Here is a 16,643-nt window from a genome sequence, read left to right as displayed (position 1 = left end):
TTATTCCCTTGTTTCTTCATTTCTCTTTTTTAATGAAAAAGCAATTCTTTCATAAGGAACGGTAATATCGAAATATATTTCTGAGCCATCCTCTAATGTTAGGACATCTAAATATTTGTCTTCATATTCCATCAACCTTTGTTGAGTATATTCTTTTCTCAAATGAAGCTGCAAAAAATCTTTTTCATCAGAAACTCTAGTGACGATATATGGATTCTGCAGGGTTCCATCTCCCGTTTTCTCTATACAGCTTAAAATATTATGACAAATGAACATGATACTTTCTGCCGCTTTTGTATTTCCAACCTGCTTTAAAGAAAAGTATTTTATAAAATGTGCTCTGGGACTTAGTAATACGTTAATGGTAACATAATAATTAAGCTTATCATATTCCTTATTCTCAAACAGTTTTTCCATGATCTCTAAATCATCAGAATAGGGATCATATCCCGGATTGGTTATAATTAATTCTCTGGATTTCAGAAAATTTTCTTTGGTGGGGTCTTTTACAAAATCAAATACTGTCTCTTGGCTCATTTTCTTGTGTTTCATTTATTTTTAATTCTTTCCAGAAAGCATTTTTATACCATCCAAATTCTGCATTCAGTAATTTATTGATATAAGGAATTTCAGCCAGTCTGTATACTTTATTGTCTACAATTCTTTCAAGATAGAGTTTTCTGTAGGTTGTATCTTTCAGCTCTTCTTCCCAGTTCAGATGTTCCACTTCTATGTCTGCTTCAATTCCAGAATAATGGAATTGTTTTAAAATATTTTCAAGTAATGCGATCAAAGGATCATCTGCATCTACGTTTTTCAGAGCGACTATAATCTGCGGTAAGAACCTTAATGAAAGATCTGCAGATAGCCTTGCAGAAGGATTAAGCTTCCCGTTAAACTCCGGAATCAGTTTAGCAAGATCTTTGGCTGTATTTTCCCTAACCAGATAAAGCTGAACGCTATGATACAGGATTTTTGCCGCCCAAACTGCGACTTCTTTATCAAACGGAATCTGATCAGATAAGAACTCCAGTCTTTCTTTTTCAAATTCGGTTTCAAAATATTCTGCCACTTCCTGTTCCTCCTTTAATGAAATTTGTTTTACATCCGCAAAAATGGTGATGCATTCTTCTTTCCGGAGCAGAAATAAAGTATCTAAAAACGGGGATTTGGTTTCCATCATAAACAAAAATATAATTATTTCTCTGAGAATAAAATTTTTAATTCAATGATTAAGAATTAAATACTATTTTTCTTGATAAAGATTAAAACGACAGAAAATGAATACGGCCAATAAAGCTCGGCTCAGATCTTCGATCTGAGCCGAGCCAAGTAATAAGCCTACTTGAGAACTAGAACTATTTTATAATCTCAATGATATTGTTTTCAGGATCGAGAATTACGCTTTCGTAGTAGCCATCACCCGAAGTTCTGGGTTCTCCGGCCACTTTGTAGCCGTCATTTCTAAGTATTTCAGTTAATTCATCCACCTTTTCCTTGCTTCCTGTAGAAAATGCAAGATGAATAATTCCGAATTTCTGAGCTTCAAAAGAATTGTTTCCCTCCTGAATATCCGGTCTTGTCATGATTTCCAGTCTGCTTCCGTTTTCAAAACTTAGGAAATAAGATTCAAAATTTTTTACAGGATTACGATATTTTTCATTGGAAATTGCGCCAAAATATTTTTCATAAAAGCTTCTCATCTTCTCTAAATCCTTTACCCAAAAAGCTACGTGTTCTATTTTCATGTAATCTTTATTTTATATTAATTTTTGTTTAATCCTTGTTTCAAATAAACAAAACTATTGAAATAAATATTGTGAATAAATTTAAATTCGTGTTTACAACTTTTCCTAAATACTTTAAAAGAAGGCTTGATTAATAAATTTTACCTAAAAAGTATTATCAATTAAAAAAAATTCTTGAAACACTAAATTATCAATTCTCTATTCACATATTTGTTATATTTGCAGCTTCAAAATAAAATTATGAGTATTCACATTAGTGCAAAAAAAGGAGAAATTGCTAAAGTCGTGTTGCAGCCGGGAGATCCGCTTCGCGCACAATATATTGCTGAAAACTATCTGGAAAATGCAAAATTAGTAAGCAAAACGAGAGGCATTTTTTATTATACAGGTCTTTACAAGGGAAAAGAAATCACTGTAGGTGCTAGTGGAATGGGATTCCCAAGTATCGGAATTTATTCTTTCGAACTGTTTACGGAATATGAGGTGGATACAATCATCAGAATCGGAACCTGTGGAGCTTACACAACAGACCTGAAAACTTTTGATATCTTAAACGTTGAAAAGGCAGCGAGTGAAAGTACCTACGCCAAATTTGCCTGGGAAATTGAAGATGAAATTCTTTCTCACCAGGGAAGTATTTTTGACACCATCAAGACAACTGCTAAGGAATTATCTTTAACCCCAAAAGCAATCAACGTTCACAGTAGTGATATTTTTTATAGAAAAGATCCTGCCGTTCCTTCTATTGCTACAAAATATAACTGTCCGGCAGTAGAAATGGAAGCATTTGGATTGTTCGCCAATGCTCAATATTTAGGAAAAAATGCGGCAACCATTCTTACGGTAACCGATATTATCCCAACTCATGAGAAAATCTCTGCTGATGAAAGGGAAACAGCTTTGAAACCAATGATGGAGCTTGCTTTGGAATCTGCCATTAAAAGCTTATAAAAAGTAAAGATTACTTATAAATCTTAGAAAGCAAACAAATAAATTGATTGCTTTAAAATAAAAAAAAGAGTTTTACTTCATCTGTAAAACTCTTTTTTATATCCTGAAAAAATTCCTGGCGACTTCTGTCGTTTCACTGGCGACTTCTGAAATACTGATTTTCTTTAGATTCGCAACTGTCTGGGCAACGTAAGGTAAAAAGGCCGGCTCATTTCTACGGTTCTGCATTCTAGGCATATTTTTCGGCAGCATGAATGGCGCATCGGTTTCAATCATTACACGATCGAGAGGAACATATTTAATAACCTCTTCCAGATGTTTGAATCTATTCTGATCGCTGATTGCCCCAGTAAACCCTAAATAGAACCCTTTGTCTAAATATATTTTGGCTTCATCTAAAGTTCCGGTAAAACAGTGAACGACTGCATTTGGAAATTTAGGAAGATATTCGTCTGTAACCTCATTAAACCTTTTGAAAGCCGATCTTTCATGAAGAAAAAGCGGTTTGTTTACTTCTATGGCCAATTCAAGTTGGGCAAGATAGCATTTTTCCTGAACAGGTCTTGGAGAAAAATCCCTGTCAAAATCCAGTCCACATTCCCCGACGGAAACAACGTGATCTTGTTTTAATAATTTTCTGAGTTCACTGATACTTTCATGAGTAAAGGATTTTGCATCATGCGGGTGAATTCCTGCTGTTGAAAATAAAATCTCAGGATAATCTTCTGCAATAGCCGCAGATTCTTTACTGCCACGAACACTTGTTCCTGTGAGAATCATTTGCTCTACGCCATTGTCAAGCGCACGATTGATGATTTCTTCCTGTTCGTTGTAGAATTGTTTATTGGTTAGGTTAATACCAATGTCGATAAGTATATTCATTTTTTTGTTTTCATTAAATTTATTTTTGTTTTTCAATAATTATTTTCTTTTGTCTTGAAGCAAAAGAAACAAAAATTCAAGACTTGGAACCTGAATGCTAAAAATTAAAAATTAATCCTAAAATTCCCAAAACTTGCACGAATTGAATATTTATTCTTCGGTTCAATATTCGTATCGCGCTTCGGACAATGGGAATTTATTAACGGATTAAATTTTAATTTTCTTAACGCTTCAGTTTCCTAGGTCGGTTTTGTGAGCGTTTATAACACTAAAATTATTGTATTCATTTTGGGAACATAACAGGATTCGAACCTGCACTGCTATCATGAAGTAATAGAGTCCCTCCGTTAGACAATATATTCCTGTGAAATGTACAGGATTCGAACCCGCAACCTCTGACTTGGAGGGTCAGTACTCTTCCTTTGAGCTAACATTTCTATTTTGGGAGATAAGCAGGAATCGAACCTGCAACTCATTTTAGCAAAATGTATTTTTCCTTTATTACTATTATCTCCGTTCTGGAAAGCGTGTGGGACTCGAACCCACGACCTCCTGCGTGTAAGACAGGCGCTCTTCCAGCTGAGCTAACGCTTCCTCTATCTTTACCAGTTATTAATTTTATAATTTTTCAATAAAACTCCACTGAAATAATTCCCATCGATTCCTTCCACAATCGGATGCAGAATTCTCGCTGCTCCGTCCACAGAGTCCAACGGCGGAATATATCCCCGCTCAAACTGTTTCTTTCTCAAACTTTCCTTTGCTCCTGTAGAAATCCAACCAACATCAACCGCAGTCATATAAATCTGATCTTTTTCAAATTCTTTTGCGGAAGTCAGCGTCATCATATTTAAGGCAGCCTTCGTCATATTTGTGTGCGGATGGAAAATCGTTTTGTTATCATAACTGAAAATACCTTCCGAAGACGTCACATTGACAATAAACTTTTCTTTAAAAGCCGATTTTTTCATTACAGGTTTTAATTCTTTAATCAAAAAATAAGGGGCAATGTGATTAATTAAATTAACCTCAACCAATTCATACATCGAAATTTCTTCCAATGTAGAATTCCAGCTTGTTTTGTCACGATTATCGACAGGTTGTCCGAAACGCGTTAAAACAATATTCGTTTCTTCATTTTGTGCATACTCCAGTTTTCCAATTTCTGTGGAAATTTCTGTTGTGTTCGGAATTAATTTCTTATTGTTTTTAAATTCAACCAACATCTCATTTTCACGCTTGATGATGGGTAAATAATATTGATCCGGATATTTAATTGTCTGCGCTGCGTTATTGATTAAAATATCCAACGTTTCAAAATTCGATTTATAAAAATCTATAAATTCCTGAATTGCCTTTAAATTTCTAAGATCCAATCCGTACACCCAAAATCTATCTTTCCATTCATCAAAATCTGCTTCCTGCTGTAAAGTTTCCAATGCCAAAGCCGGAAAACGGGTCGTCAAAACCAAATTGGCAGCACTTCTCAACAATTTCAACGCTGTTGCGAAACCTACCTTTACTCGTCCTCCCGTTAAGATCACATTTCTCCCTTCTAAATCAGCTGATAAAAAACGTTTTTCGTAATTTTCATCAGCGCATTTCGGGCACAATCTCGTGTAAAAAGAATGGGCATACTGATAACTTTGGTTACAGCAGTAACAGTTTTTCGGAATCTGTAACTTTGTCAGTTGTGTTTCATCTTTCTGATCGTCATAAAAAGCAGAAATTCCTGCCAAAGCCTTTTTCATTAGGACAGATTCAGAATTAATTTCCAAATCATGAGCTTTCATTTCTGAATAACTTTCCTGGCGGTTTTGTTTTTTGGCATTCTTATGAATTTTTGTAATTAATCCCGAAAAAGTTTTATTATCAGGATTTTGAAATGGCTCATCTTTCAAAGCATGAAGAATCTTGAGACATACTTCCCATTCGTTTTTCGTAAAGTTGTGATTAGAAAAATTCATTACTTTTTATTTTACACTTACAAAATTATTGGATGGGTACGCAATGTTTTTACGTACACAAAAATATTTCACTTAAATTATTCGTTGATAAAAACTTCAAGAAAGCCAATTAAATGCTTTCCGCCATGACTCCAGCGGATTCCATGACCTCCTTTTTCTCTCACTTCAAACACCAGCTCATGTTTATAATGAAAGAAGACATTCCACCAGGTTTTGTTATCTAAGATGAAATTAATTTTCGCCATTACCTTTTCCTGTTTCTGCCGGTTGTTTCCTTTTACTTCGCCCCAAAACTGATCTTCCATTCTCCCTACATGTTTTTCCCAGGCTCTCTGAGCGATGGTTATTTCTTCATTAAACGGTTTTTGGCAGGCTTCAATCAGCACTTTTCTTGAAGGTGGAATTGCTTTTTCATCGCGAATACTCGCAGAAGTTATTCTTTGCCCTAAAATATTCAGCCAGTGTTCTAAGGATATTTCTTCCAACTTTTGAACTTTAATTTCGTCCGGCCCTTCAATGTTGAAAATGCTTAAAAACAAATCAAAGCTTTTCTCCCTGTCGATTTTTATTTCTTCATTAAAATAAGGAAGTTTCCAATCTGAAATTTTATGCTGAAAATTCTGAATATTGTCATGTAAGGCGTTTAAATGTTCAGTCTCAAAAATGGCGTGATATTTTTCTTTCCATGCCTTAGAAAACAAAGGAATATATTTTTCAAAAAGATTCATTCTTCAAGCATTTTTACAAGATTAACGGAAAGCTTTTCTTTATCAATCAGATATTGAATAAGATTGAACCAGTTTTTACAATGATCTAAAATCCACGCATCAGAAGAAACAACGATTTCAGCATTCTCTACTAAAAATTTATCCGGATTGAATTCTAAATCTATTTCCCATTTCATATTATTTTCCAAAGCAAAGTCCAGAATCATTTGTCTAATTCTTCCACTGTTGGAAACCGGCTTATCAAATATCCAGATCACCTTTTGAACTGCTGAATAGCGGTAAAATTTAGCAACTAATTCTATTGCAGCGAGAGTTTGATTTACTCTCTTATAAGTTCCGTGAACTTCAGAAAGGTCGCGAAAACAACCGTCTAAACCTTCAAAAATATATGCCTCTGAAAGCAAACTTTCAAGTAAGATCAAAACATTGAAACCATCCAGGTAAACGACTTTATCCTGAAGATCTGAAACATTCAGCCGTTTTGATTTTCTGTTTTGAATTTGAGCAGCGGAAGCGGAAGCTCCACGAACTGACTGAATCTGACGGGTTTTCAGTCTATATCTGTTCCCTACCAATTCAGCAGAGGCTTTTTCAGCATAACCACGGCTCAATAGATAGTACATATCCTGGACTGCCGATGTTAATTTTTCCCTCTGTTTTTGTGGACCGAATAATGTATCATCTCCTGTGTTCTTTCCTCGATTTCTGTTGTTCATACTTTATGTGAAGTTATTTTCCGGCGTACATATAAAATTGGTTTTAGAATCGGAATAACAAGCGTATTTCCTTTTGAAGCGGATAAGCTATTTCAATAAAATTACCCCATACTAAAAATCCATTTTTACTCTAAAATTAAAAAGTTGATGCCGCGAAAAAAGATTTCCTGAAAAAATTTTAAAATTAAAAAAGCATCTAATACTTTCCCTACAATTTCATGGTCATCAAAAATTTTTTATACATAACAAAACTATTTAAATATTCTATATAAAGTTGGATGAGAAGTACTAAGAATTTGATTCCACTTTTTATTAATTTCTCAAATTATTTCTCAAATTTTTAAAAGAAAATTCTTAAACTTGAAGATTATTAAAAAAAGACCAGTAGCATATGAAAAAAACACTACTTTTTTGCCTTCTTGTGTTTTTAGTTTTCAGCTTCAATCTCCTCTTTTCACAAACGAAAGAATTTAAACCCGGTAAATATTGTACAAAAACTGAAAAATACTGTTTACACATTTTGGAGGGGAACAAGTTTAAAGAGACCTTCTCATTTGATATTACAACAATTACTACAGGAAGCTATCAAATCGGGAACGATGTTCTGACTTTATTGTATGAGGGTCCTGAGCTGGAAGATACTTCTAACAGGTTATTCAAAATTATCACTATTAAGGATGATAAACTTGTTTTAAAAACTGAATATCCTGAAAGAAAGATTGCTCTTTATAAAAAATAAGAAAAAAGCAGTTTTTCGGCTATCGGTATCATTAATTTGATTAAATTTACGTCTATTCTGAAAGGAGTATGGGAGGAAAATTTAACGTTAGTCCAGAATACCTATGACAAAGAAAAATGCCACTATTTATGACATCTCAAAAAAGCTAAACATAAGTGTAGCAACCGTTTCAAGGGCATTAAACAATCATCCGAGAATCAGCCAGGCAACGAAAGAACTTGTAGTGAAAACCGCAAAGGAAATGAACTACAAGCAGAATAATCTTGCCAAGGCATTAAAAAGTGGGGAAACCAAAAATGTAGGAATCATTGTTCCGTTTGTAAACACCAATTTTTTCTCATCGGTTATTCGCGGTATCGAAGAAGAACTTTCTACCTATGGCTATCATGTCATTATCTGTCAAAGCCATGAAGATGTCAATATTGAAAAAAGGCATTTGAATACATTGCTCAATGCTCAGGTTGACGGAATTTTCATGTCTGTTTCCAGAACCACCGTAGATACAGAGCATATTCAGCATATTTTAAACACTTCCAACACCCCGATCATATTTTTTGACCGTAAGAAAGATATTCCGGGGATCAGTACGGTAACTATAGATGATTACAGAGGAGGTTATATGGCCACTGAACACCTCATCAAGGAAGGCTACAAAAATATCTGCCATTTTTCAGGGGATCTCAACCTGGAAATTTATCAAAACCGTTTAAATGGCTACAAACAGGCTTTACTTGATCATCATTTACCCGTAAACGAAGATAACATCATATCTACCGGAAGTTCTATTGATGCCGGTATTGAAGCGATAAAGAAACTCTGGAGCAAAAAATCGGTTCCGGATGCTATTTTTTCTTCGAGTGATTTTGCCGCATTAGGTGCCTGTCAGGAATTGAAAAAGCGTAAAATAAAGATTCCGGAAGAAGTAGCTGTTATTGGTTTTTCTAATGAACCTTTCACCCAGTTTATGGAGCTTCCGATAAGCTCAGTTGACCAAACTCCCGTTACGATGGGACAAATGGCAGGACAAGTCTTTTTAGACCATATTAAAGACAATTCTTCTGGTGTTTCTATTGAGAAAAAAGTGGTTTTAAAACCGCAGATTTATATTAGAAAGTCTTCGAAAAGAAAGTAGTTCTAATAATTACAGAATCCGCAAGATTTACAATTTTGCGGATTCTGTGTTTAATCTGCGAAGTTAACTTTTAGCAACAATTTTAATTTCTACTTTCTGACCTGGAAGTGCCAATTCTGTTACTCCTATAATGGTACTTGCCACAATACATTCTTCACCATAAAATTCTTTCCCTGTTATTTTTCTGCTTTCGAAACCTTCTTTCATATCTGTCACATAAATTACTTCTTCCACAACATTTCCAGCGCCCATTTCATATTCAGCTAAAAGCTTTTCAATATTCCTGTACGACTGCCTGAACTGGTTTTCCATCCCGTCTGTAAGATTTCCATCCATGTCGTGCCCCAACTGTCCAGAAATCCATACTGTATTACCATTTTTTACAGATTGTACATATCCATATACCTTTTCCCAAGGCATATTAAACGTTTTAAATTCTTTAGTACTCATAATTATTATTTAAAAATATAAATATGTGTTACCAACAACTATGCGTGAATCACAAAACACTAACTATCAATAACTTAGTGAAATTCTTAATATTTAAATTAACGATATACCGTAGTTTTATATGCGATTTTATGAAATTCTTTACTTATCAAAAAGAAAATGCTCCTTACAAAAGCGTAAGAAGCATTTTCAACCCTAATATTTAATATAATAATCCACTACAGTGAGACACCTCGTCTCCATGGAATGAAGTCATTCTGATTAAGTTGGTCAGCTTTGGTTTTTACCTCGCCGCTTGCTACTTTGATTATAAATTCAAGAAGTTCGTCTGCAGCTTCCGGAATTGTTTTTTCTCCGGTGATTACAGTACCAGCATTAAAATCTATAATATCCGGCATTCTATCTGCCAAAACAGAATTAGAAGAAATTTTAACGACCGGAGAAATCGGATTTCCCATCGGCGTTCCAAGACCTGTTGTAAAAAGTACAATAGTAGCACCTGATCCTGCTAAAGCTGTTGTACATTCGGCATCATTTCCTGGTGTACACAAAAGATTAAGTCCAGGCTTCGTAGCATATTCTGTAAAATCAAGAACTTCCACAATCGGTGCAGCACCGCCTTTTTTAGCAGCACCTGCAGATTTCATCGCATCGGTAATTAAACCGTCTTTGATATTTCCGGGCGATGGATTCATATCAAAACCTGATCCTGCTGCTACAACAGACTTTTCAAAATCTTTCATTAGCTTAAGGAACTTTATTCCATCTTCATCATTCACACAACGGTTAACCAGCTCCTGCTCTACCCCGCAAAGCTCCGGAAATTCAGCAAGCATAGTTGTTCCTCCTACTGCAGACATAATATCGGAAACTTCACCTAAAACAGGATTTGCCGAAATTCCGGAAAAACCATCCGAACCACCACATTCCAAACCAATATTCAGTTTAGTGATGGATGCAGGTTTTCTTTCTATTTCGTTTGCTTTCTTAATACCCTCATAAGAATCTTTAATAACCCCGGTAAGCATTTCATCTATGGTACCCGACTTTTGCTGTTCGTAAACAACAATTGGCTTTTTATTATTTGGAGCCAGCGCGTGAAGCGCATCCATAAAAATCTGCACCTGAAGATTCTGACAGCCTAAGCTGAGAACCGTAGCACCGGCAACATTCGGATTGTTCACATATCCTGCAAATAATCTTCCCAATGCTTCGGCATCCTGACGAATTCCGCCACAACCGCCTTGATGGGTAATGAATCTTACATCGATATTTTTAAATATTCTTGTATCCTGTTCTTCCTCTTCCACTGCAACATCAGCATCGGTTCCACCATTCAATAACGACCTTAATAACAGTTGATGTTTGCTTGCTTTATCATGCAGTAATTCTTTTTCAAAAATATCTTTCAGGGTTTCAATATTCTTGTTTTCACAGAATACCAAAGGAAAAAACAGCCATACGTTTTCAGTACCCACTTGTCCGTCTTCGCGGTGATACCCCATAAAGGTACGGTCTTTCCATTTCTCTACATTAGGAGGAGTCCAGCCTAAAGTAGCCGTTTTTCCTTCTACTTTTGCACTTTGGTGCTTTACATTTTCGGTAGTGATTACTTCGCCTTTTTTGATCGGCTGATTTGCCTTTCCTACAATTACCCCATACATAATGATGTGGTCACCATCTTTAAAATCTAAAGCAGCGAATTTGTGTTTTGCTTTTATATCTTTGAGAATCGTGTAATCTGCACCGTCAAGATGTACCGACTCTCCTGCATGCAAATCCTGCAATGCTACGATAACATTGTCTTTAGGATTTACTTTCAGTACTTTCTTTTGCATGATTTCCTAAGAATAAAATTGTATAAAGTTGTTATATGCAGTTTCCACGCCATTACGGTCTATTTCCCACAAAGCTTTTACTACTGCATCCTTAAGGCCTTCAACCTTAGTGAGGTCTGTTTCCCAAAAAGTTGTTTCACTTAATGATAATTCCACAACCTTTTCGTAATCTTCGTTCGCCCAAATCTCTTTGAATTTAGCAACAATAGCTTCTTCATCATTGATTGGTAAGGATCTTTCACCAAAACTTCCCTGATAGAATCTGATTAAACTCGCCAAAGAGAACGTTAAATTCAGCGGTAATTTTTTATTAATTTCAATATATCCCAATAGGCTCGGAAGAACTCTCACTTTAAATTTTGAAACAAAATACAAAGCGATGCTTGCCTGATAATGTTTGATGAAAGGATTTCTGAATCTGTCAAAAACTTCCTCCGCAAACTCTTTCAATTCGTTTATATCTAATCCTAAGGTTGGATTAACTTCATTGAAAATGGTTTCACTTAAAAATTTACCTATAAAAGCATCATAGATGGATTCTTTTACCGTTTCTTTACCTGATAAAACTGCCGGAGCCAACATTAAGGTGTGGCCTCCATTCAGAATTCTTACTTTCCTTAATCGGTACGGCTGAATATCATCAACCACTAAAATCTGCTCGTTAATCTGATCAAAAGGAATTCTTGTCTTTAAATTACCGGCATCCTGAATCACCCAAAGCAGGAATGTTTCAGAAACAACCATCATCTGGTCTTCATAATCAAGCTGATTCTCATAAGATTCAACATCGTCTTTCGGATAACCTGGTACAATTCTATCAACCAGCGTATTATGGAAATAATTATTTTGTGTAATCCATTGCACAAATTCATCTCCTAAATTCCATAGCTGTGCATATTTAATAGTGATATCTCTTAGAACAAATGCATTATCTTCAATAAGTTCACAAGGAATAATTCTTAAGCCTTTGTCAGCAGCTCCGTTGAATTGCTTAAATCTTTCGTACAATAAAACCGTTAATTTCGCAGGGAAATTTTTGTGTGGCCCTTGATAATTATTTTCAATTTCGTCATAAGCAATTCCTGTTTCTGTTGTATTGGAAAAGATAAATTCTAATTCTTCTTCTTTTGCCAGTGCCAGAAACTCATCATAGTTTGTATAAGGATTAATCGATTTCTGTATGGCAGAAATCACCTGTTTTTCATCGATAATTTCTCCTTTTTTAATTCCTCTTGTGAAAAGCGTATATAAATTATCCTGCTCCTCCAGTTTATGAACCGAACCATTTGGAGTGGGCTGTACGTTTACAATTCCCGCATTGAACCCCGCTTCTTTGTTTAATTTATCAATCACATAATCTGTGAATCCTCTCATAAAATTTCCGCCACCAAACTGTACGATTTTGATGGGAAGCTTTTCCTGAGAATTGTTTAATTCACGACTTAATTTTTGTTTTATCTGATTTTCCATCTTTTCTAATATTGTTGCGTTGTTTTTAAACGCTAAGGACGCTAAGATTTCTTTTTAAAATTTGATGTGTATTTTTAAGTTCGCAAAGGCCTACGTCGAATCTTCGATTTCACTTAAATAAGACCACAAAGTTTTAATTCAATTTACTTTCTATATTGATTTAAATCATTAAGATTTTTATTAAGGAATTAAGATGATTTTAGAGAAATAAATTTCTTAAGCTCGTGCCTTTAATTTGCTTGCAAATTCTTAATAGTTCTTAACGCCTTAAATATTCTTAATGGTTTAAAATTATTTAATCACTTTATATTTTGGAACCAATGTTTTCATTACACTCCATGCAATAAGGTATGCTACGGCACAGATTGAGAAAATAATCATATACCCCTTATCAATTCCATCTACAACGACTGCTCCTGATTTTTCCAATTGCTCGAAGAATCCATCAGGTAATCTTTCGTTGATGTATTGCGGATATTTTTCCAGTAAGGGTATTCCATCTACCGTTGACCAAGCTTTGTGAGCGTGGTCGAATAGTACACCTGAAGATTTATTGATAATAAATGAGCCAATTCCACCTGCCATACCTCCGATTCCTGTAATGGTTGCAATCGCTTTTTTCGGGAACATATCGCCAACTGTGGAGAAAATGTTTGCCGACCAGGCCTGATGCGCTGCACCTGCAATACCGATAATTAAAACCGGAATCCAGTACGTTGTTGAACCTAAAGGCTGGGCTAATAAAGCCAATAGCGGGAAAAACGCGAAGATTAACATCGCTTTCATTCTTCCTGAATAGGCATTCATTCCCTTCTTTTCCACAAAATATTTTGGAAGCCACCCTCCGATGATTGACAATAAGGTGATCATGTAAAGAACGAATAGCGGGAATGCACTTTGTGTGGAATCCATTTTATAAACCGAACTTAAATAGGCCGGAGTCCAGAATAGAAAGAACCACCAGACTCCATCTGTCATAAATTTACCAAAGGCAAATGCCCAAGTCTGTCTGTGACTGAAACATTCTTTGAAAGAGAACTTTCTTTCTTCAGCCGGTACCACATTTTCTTCGGCCGGGATCTCTTCATGATCCTGCTGGATATAGGTTAGTTCATGTTCGTTAACTTTATGATGCTCGTGAGGTTTTTTATAATAAAATACCCAAAGTCCCATCCATATAAATCCTAGTGCTCCTATAATAATAAAAGCCCATTCCCATCCCATTGATTTTGCAATGAAAGGAATTGTAATAGGTGCAGCCAACGCTCCGACTGTTGCTCCTGCGTTCCAGATACTGGTTGATAATGCCCTATCTTTTTTAGGAAAATATTCTGCCGTAGTTTTAATCGCTGCAGGGAAATTTCCAGCTTCACCAATGGCCAACACAAAACGGGCAAAAATAAATAATGATACACTTGTACTGATGATGGCAGACGTATCGGAAACCGTTGCGATTAATTCTTTAGATCCGTGAAAACCCGCAAACCAATTTCCGGTAAGAAATCCTGAGGTTGCAATTCCGCAAAAAGCGTGTAAAACAGCACCAATAGACCAGATCCCGATCGCCCAAAGGAAACCTTTCTTAGTGTCCATCCAATCCACAAATTTTCCAGCGAAAAGCATTCCTATCGCATAAAAAATCGAGAAGAGAGCCGTGATATTTCCGTAGTCGTTATTATTCCAGTGAAATTCCGGGGCGATAAAATCTTTCCATGTTAACGATAAAACCTGACGATCCAGATAATTAATGGTTGTTGCAATGAACAGCAATACGCAGATGGTCCATCTGAAATTCGTTGGTTTAATAGATTTAACTGAACTCATATTAATCTTTTGAATTGAGTTGTTATTTTAAAGTCTGAATAATTTCCAGCACTTTTTTAGTTTCATTTTCAATAGTCACATAATCTTTAGCAAGCATCAGCTCTTTGCTTACCAGCTTACTTCCCATTCCTACAGCAGAAACACCTGCCTTGAACCAGCTTTCAATGCTTTCCTTTGTAGTATCAACTCCTCCAGTCGGCATAAATTTCAGATTGGGAAAAACATCTTTAATGGCACTCATAAATCCTGTCCCTAAAGCATTTCCAGGGAATAATTTAATGAAAGTTACTCCTGCAGCTTCCGCAGTGATGATTTCAGTCGGCGTCATACAACCCGGACTGTAAAATATATCTTTTGGAATCAGAAATGCTGCTACTTCGGCAACAAAACCCGGACTGATGAAAAAATCTGCACCTGCTTTATAATATTCTTCTGCTTGCGCAATATTTTTAATCGTTCCTATTCCCAAAAGCATTTCTGGCATTTCTGCATTGCGAACTTCTACCATTTTGGTGAAATTATGTAACGCAGCTTCCCCACGGCTTGTATACTCCACCGCACGGATTCCGGCTTTGTAAAGTGATCTCAGTATTTCTATAGTTACCGTTTCATCAGCATTGTAATACAGAGGTAAAATCCCCTGATTGATGATGGCGTTGGTAACGGTTTGAATTTTTGTCATTTTGTTTAATTATCTTGTTTAAAAATAATTTTTGATGGAATTCAATCCATCCTTTGTATACTATACCTCAAGGTCTTTATTTTCAACGCAAAAGCATTTCACTTAACCAAGTCCATAACGTTTAGTTTTGAATGATAAGCAAGTTGCAAAAAGCAAATAGCCAGAAGCAAACTACCTTTTTATCCTTCCTCCCGAATTTCCCTGCATTACTTCCAAAATATCCTCTACACTACTGTAATTAATGTCACCTAAAATGGTATGTTTTATTGCACAAGCTGCGTTAGCAAAATTCAATGCTTTTTCGTCATCGAAATTGATTAAACCATAGATTAATCCTGCTGCAAAAGCATCCCCTGTCCCGATTCTGTCAACTACAGGATTTACTTCTAAAAGTTCAGTTTCAAAATAAGTATCATTGCTAAAAGCTCTTCCCTGCGTTTGCTGGGAGCTTGCCGTAACTCCGATTCTTATTTTATCGAAAATTTTATGAATGGAAGGACATTGTTGTTTTAATTCTTGGCAAGCTTTCAAGAAGCCTTCTTTATCTGATGAAAACTGAGTTCCTAAAATCTCATTAATTTCATTTACTCCTCCGATGAAAATGGTGGAATAAGAAACCAGTTCTTTTAAAACTTCGTTTCCATTTTTACCATATTTCCAAAGATTGGAACGGTAAGCAGGATCAGTTGTCACTTCAATTCCTGATTCACGAGCCGTTTGCAAACCCTCTTTTAAGGTTTCATAAGCCGTTTTGGAAATTCCGGGACTAATGCCTGTCCAATGAAAATACGTACAGCCTTCAAGAGCTTTTTTCCAGTCAATATTTTCGGGCTGAATATTCGAAAAAGAACCATTCAATCTGTTATAAGCAATCCTGCTTGCACGAACTGATGAACCCACCTCCAAAAAGTATAATCCTAAAGGATGTTCGTTTTTGCCGATGAAAGAAGTATCAATCCCAAAACTTTTGATGAAAGACAATGCTGATTCGCCCACAAAATCATCAGAAACACTGCTGATATGTCGTACATTACAGCCCATTGTTGCCAATGAAGACGCTACATTAAGCTCTGTTCCTCCGAAAAAGAATTCCATCTCATGGCTTTGCTTCATGGTTCTGTTTCCGGGTGGCGAAAGTCGCATGATGACTTCTCCGAATGTGACTATTTTGTTGCTCATTTTTTTTACAAATGTTCTTAATTTATATCTGTTTTTAAACGCAAAGTGCGCAAAGATTTTTTGACTACTAAATGTTTTTAAGTTCGCAAAGGCGTTTCACTTAGCTAAGATCTCGAAGTTTCTTATTACAGATACTTATTTTTTAACCATTAAGATTTTATTTAAGGAGTTTTGAAGAATTAAGTCAAGCTTCGCTTTTAACTTTTTAAATCAATTTGATTTTACTTAATTAAGCTTAACTTCTTAATTTCCTTAATGGTTAAAAATTTTATTTTTATCTCTCGCAGATTACACAGATCACGCAGATATTTGTTAAAGCATAATCATCTGCAAAATT

General features: G+C 35.5%; 16 protein-coding genes and 3 tRNA genes. 3 read left to right on the top strand and 16 right to left on the bottom strand.

All coding sequences use genetic code 11. The annotated features are described in order from the left end of the window. From CLV73_RS18510 to CLV73_RS18500, 3 genes are all read right to left on the bottom strand, one after another. Nucleotides 1–537 carry a DUF4919 domain-containing protein gene (locus tag CLV73_RS18510; RefSeq protein ID WP_157798824.1) on the bottom strand — a complete coding sequence of 179 codons (537 nt, stop codon included), beginning with the start codon at nucleotides 535–537 and terminating at the stop codon, nucleotides 1–3. After that, a complete protein-coding gene (locus CLV73_RS18505; protein WP_228424443.1) occupies nucleotides 515–1,183 on the bottom strand; it encodes a hypothetical protein in 669 nt (222 codons plus the stop codon). Before CLV73_RS18505 ends, CLV73_RS18510 begins: the two co-directional genes overlap by 23 nt. Nucleotides 1,184–1,358: 175 nt before the next feature. After that, entirely contained in the window at nucleotides 1,359–1,748 is a 390-nt protein-coding gene (locus CLV73_RS18500; RefSeq protein WP_100378364.1) for a VOC family protein, read from the bottom strand. Nucleotides 1,749–1,988: 240 nt separating this feature from the next. Between CLV73_RS18500 and deoD the strand changes: the two genes are divergently transcribed. Next, the gene (gene deoD / locus CLV73_RS18495) at nucleotides 1,989–2,699 is read left to right on the top strand and encodes a purine-nucleoside phosphorylase (protein WP_100378363.1); all 711 of its coding nucleotides are present in this window, start codon (nucleotides 1,989–1,991) and stop codon (nucleotides 2,697–2,699) included. 96 nt (nucleotides 2,700–2,795) lie between these two features. On the opposite strand, the gene CLV73_RS18490 is transcribed toward deoD, so the two are convergent. The 7 genes from CLV73_RS18490 to CLV73_RS18465 all read right to left on the bottom strand — a co-directional run bounded on the left by CLV73_RS18490 (nucleotide 2,796) and on the right by CLV73_RS18465 (nucleotide 6,992). Next, nucleotides 2,796–3,581 (bottom strand): TatD family hydrolase, encoded by a 786-nt coding sequence (locus tag CLV73_RS18490; protein WP_100378410.1) that lies wholly within the window; start codon nucleotides 3,579–3,581, stop codon nucleotides 2,796–2,798. 291 nt (nucleotides 3,582–3,872) lie between these two features. Further along, a tRNA-OTHER gene (locus CLV73_RS18975) sits at nucleotides 3,873–3,943 on the bottom strand. Between the two features lie 3 nt (nucleotides 3,944–3,946). Then, a tRNA-Gly gene (locus CLV73_RS18485) sits at nucleotides 3,947–4,018 on the bottom strand. A gap of 84 nt (nucleotides 4,019–4,102) precedes the next feature. Continuing rightward, nucleotides 4,103–4,175, bottom strand: a tRNA-Val gene (locus CLV73_RS18480). Between the two features lie 8 nt (nucleotides 4,176–4,183). After that, complete coding sequence (locus CLV73_RS18475) at nucleotides 4,184–5,548, bottom strand: SDR family NAD(P)-dependent oxidoreductase (protein ID WP_100378362.1); 1,365 nt, start codon at nucleotides 5,546–5,548, stop codon at nucleotides 4,184–4,186. Nucleotides 5,549–5,625: 77 nt separating this feature from the next. Next, complete coding sequence (locus tag CLV73_RS18470) at nucleotides 5,626–6,276, bottom strand: hypothetical protein (protein WP_100378361.1); 651 nt, start codon at nucleotides 6,274–6,276, stop codon at nucleotides 5,626–5,628. Then, entirely contained in the window at nucleotides 6,273–6,992 is a 720-nt protein-coding gene (locus CLV73_RS18465; protein ID WP_100378360.1) for a DUF434 domain-containing protein, read from the bottom strand. Before CLV73_RS18465 ends, CLV73_RS18470 begins: the two co-directional genes overlap by 4 nt. 391 nt (nucleotides 6,993–7,383) lie before the next feature. On the opposite strand from CLV73_RS18465, the gene CLV73_RS18460 reads away from it, so the two are divergent. Both CLV73_RS18460 and CLV73_RS18455 read left to right on the top strand, forming a co-directional pair. Next, complete coding sequence (locus CLV73_RS18460) at nucleotides 7,384–7,731, top strand: hypothetical protein (protein WP_157798823.1); 348 nt, start codon at nucleotides 7,384–7,386, stop codon at nucleotides 7,729–7,731. 103 nt (nucleotides 7,732–7,834) lie between these two features. Beyond that, complete coding sequence (locus tag CLV73_RS18455; protein ID WP_100378358.1) at nucleotides 7,835–8,863, top strand: LacI family DNA-binding transcriptional regulator; 1,029 nt, start codon at nucleotides 7,835–7,837, stop codon at nucleotides 8,861–8,863. A 63-nt stretch (nucleotides 8,864–8,926) separates the two neighbouring features. On the opposite strand, the gene CLV73_RS18450 is transcribed toward CLV73_RS18455, so the two are convergent. The 6 genes from CLV73_RS18450 to CLV73_RS18425 form a co-directional block, all read right to left on the bottom strand. Then, nucleotides 8,927–9,313 carry a RidA family protein gene (locus tag CLV73_RS18450; RefSeq protein ID WP_100378357.1) on the bottom strand — a complete coding sequence of 129 codons (387 nt, stop codon included), beginning with the start codon at nucleotides 9,311–9,313 and terminating at the stop codon, nucleotides 8,927–8,929. Nucleotides 9,314–9,531: 218 nt separating this feature from the next. Further along, nucleotides 9,532–11,151, bottom strand: a complete 1,620-nt coding sequence (locus CLV73_RS18445; protein WP_100378356.1) for a UxaA family hydrolase — start codon at nucleotides 11,149–11,151, stop codon at nucleotides 9,532–9,534. Nucleotides 11,152–11,157: 6 nt separating this feature from the next. Then, nucleotides 11,158–12,621 carry a tagaturonate reductase gene (locus CLV73_RS18440; RefSeq protein ID WP_100378355.1) on the bottom strand — a complete coding sequence of 488 codons (1,464 nt, stop codon included), beginning with the start codon at nucleotides 12,619–12,621 and terminating at the stop codon, nucleotides 11,158–11,160. A gap of 291 nt (nucleotides 12,622–12,912) precedes the next feature. Next, on the bottom strand, nucleotides 12,913–14,445 hold the full coding sequence (locus CLV73_RS18435; protein ID WP_100378354.1) for an MFS transporter: 1,533 nt from the start codon (nucleotides 14,443–14,445) through the stop codon (nucleotides 12,913–12,915). 22 nt (nucleotides 14,446–14,467) lie between these two features. Then, the gene (locus CLV73_RS18430; RefSeq protein ID WP_100378353.1) at nucleotides 14,468–15,127 is read right to left on the bottom strand and encodes a beta/alpha barrel domain-containing protein; all 660 of its coding nucleotides are present in this window, start codon (nucleotides 15,125–15,127) and stop codon (nucleotides 14,468–14,470) included. A gap of 171 nt (nucleotides 15,128–15,298) precedes the next feature. Beyond that, a complete protein-coding gene (locus tag CLV73_RS18425) occupies nucleotides 15,299–16,306 on the bottom strand; it encodes a sugar kinase (protein ID WP_100378352.1) in 1,008 nt (335 codons plus the stop codon). Between the last annotated feature and the right edge of the window lie 337 nt (nucleotides 16,307–16,643).

It is taken from the genome of Chryseobacterium geocarposphaerae, from assembly GCF_002797535.1.
GTDB classification, from domain to species: Bacteria; Bacteroidota; Bacteroidia; order Flavobacteriales; family Weeksellaceae; genus Chryseobacterium; species Chryseobacterium geocarposphaerae.
Note: the sequence above shows the minus strand (reverse complement) of the source record. Positions and strands in the feature narration are given on the sequence as shown.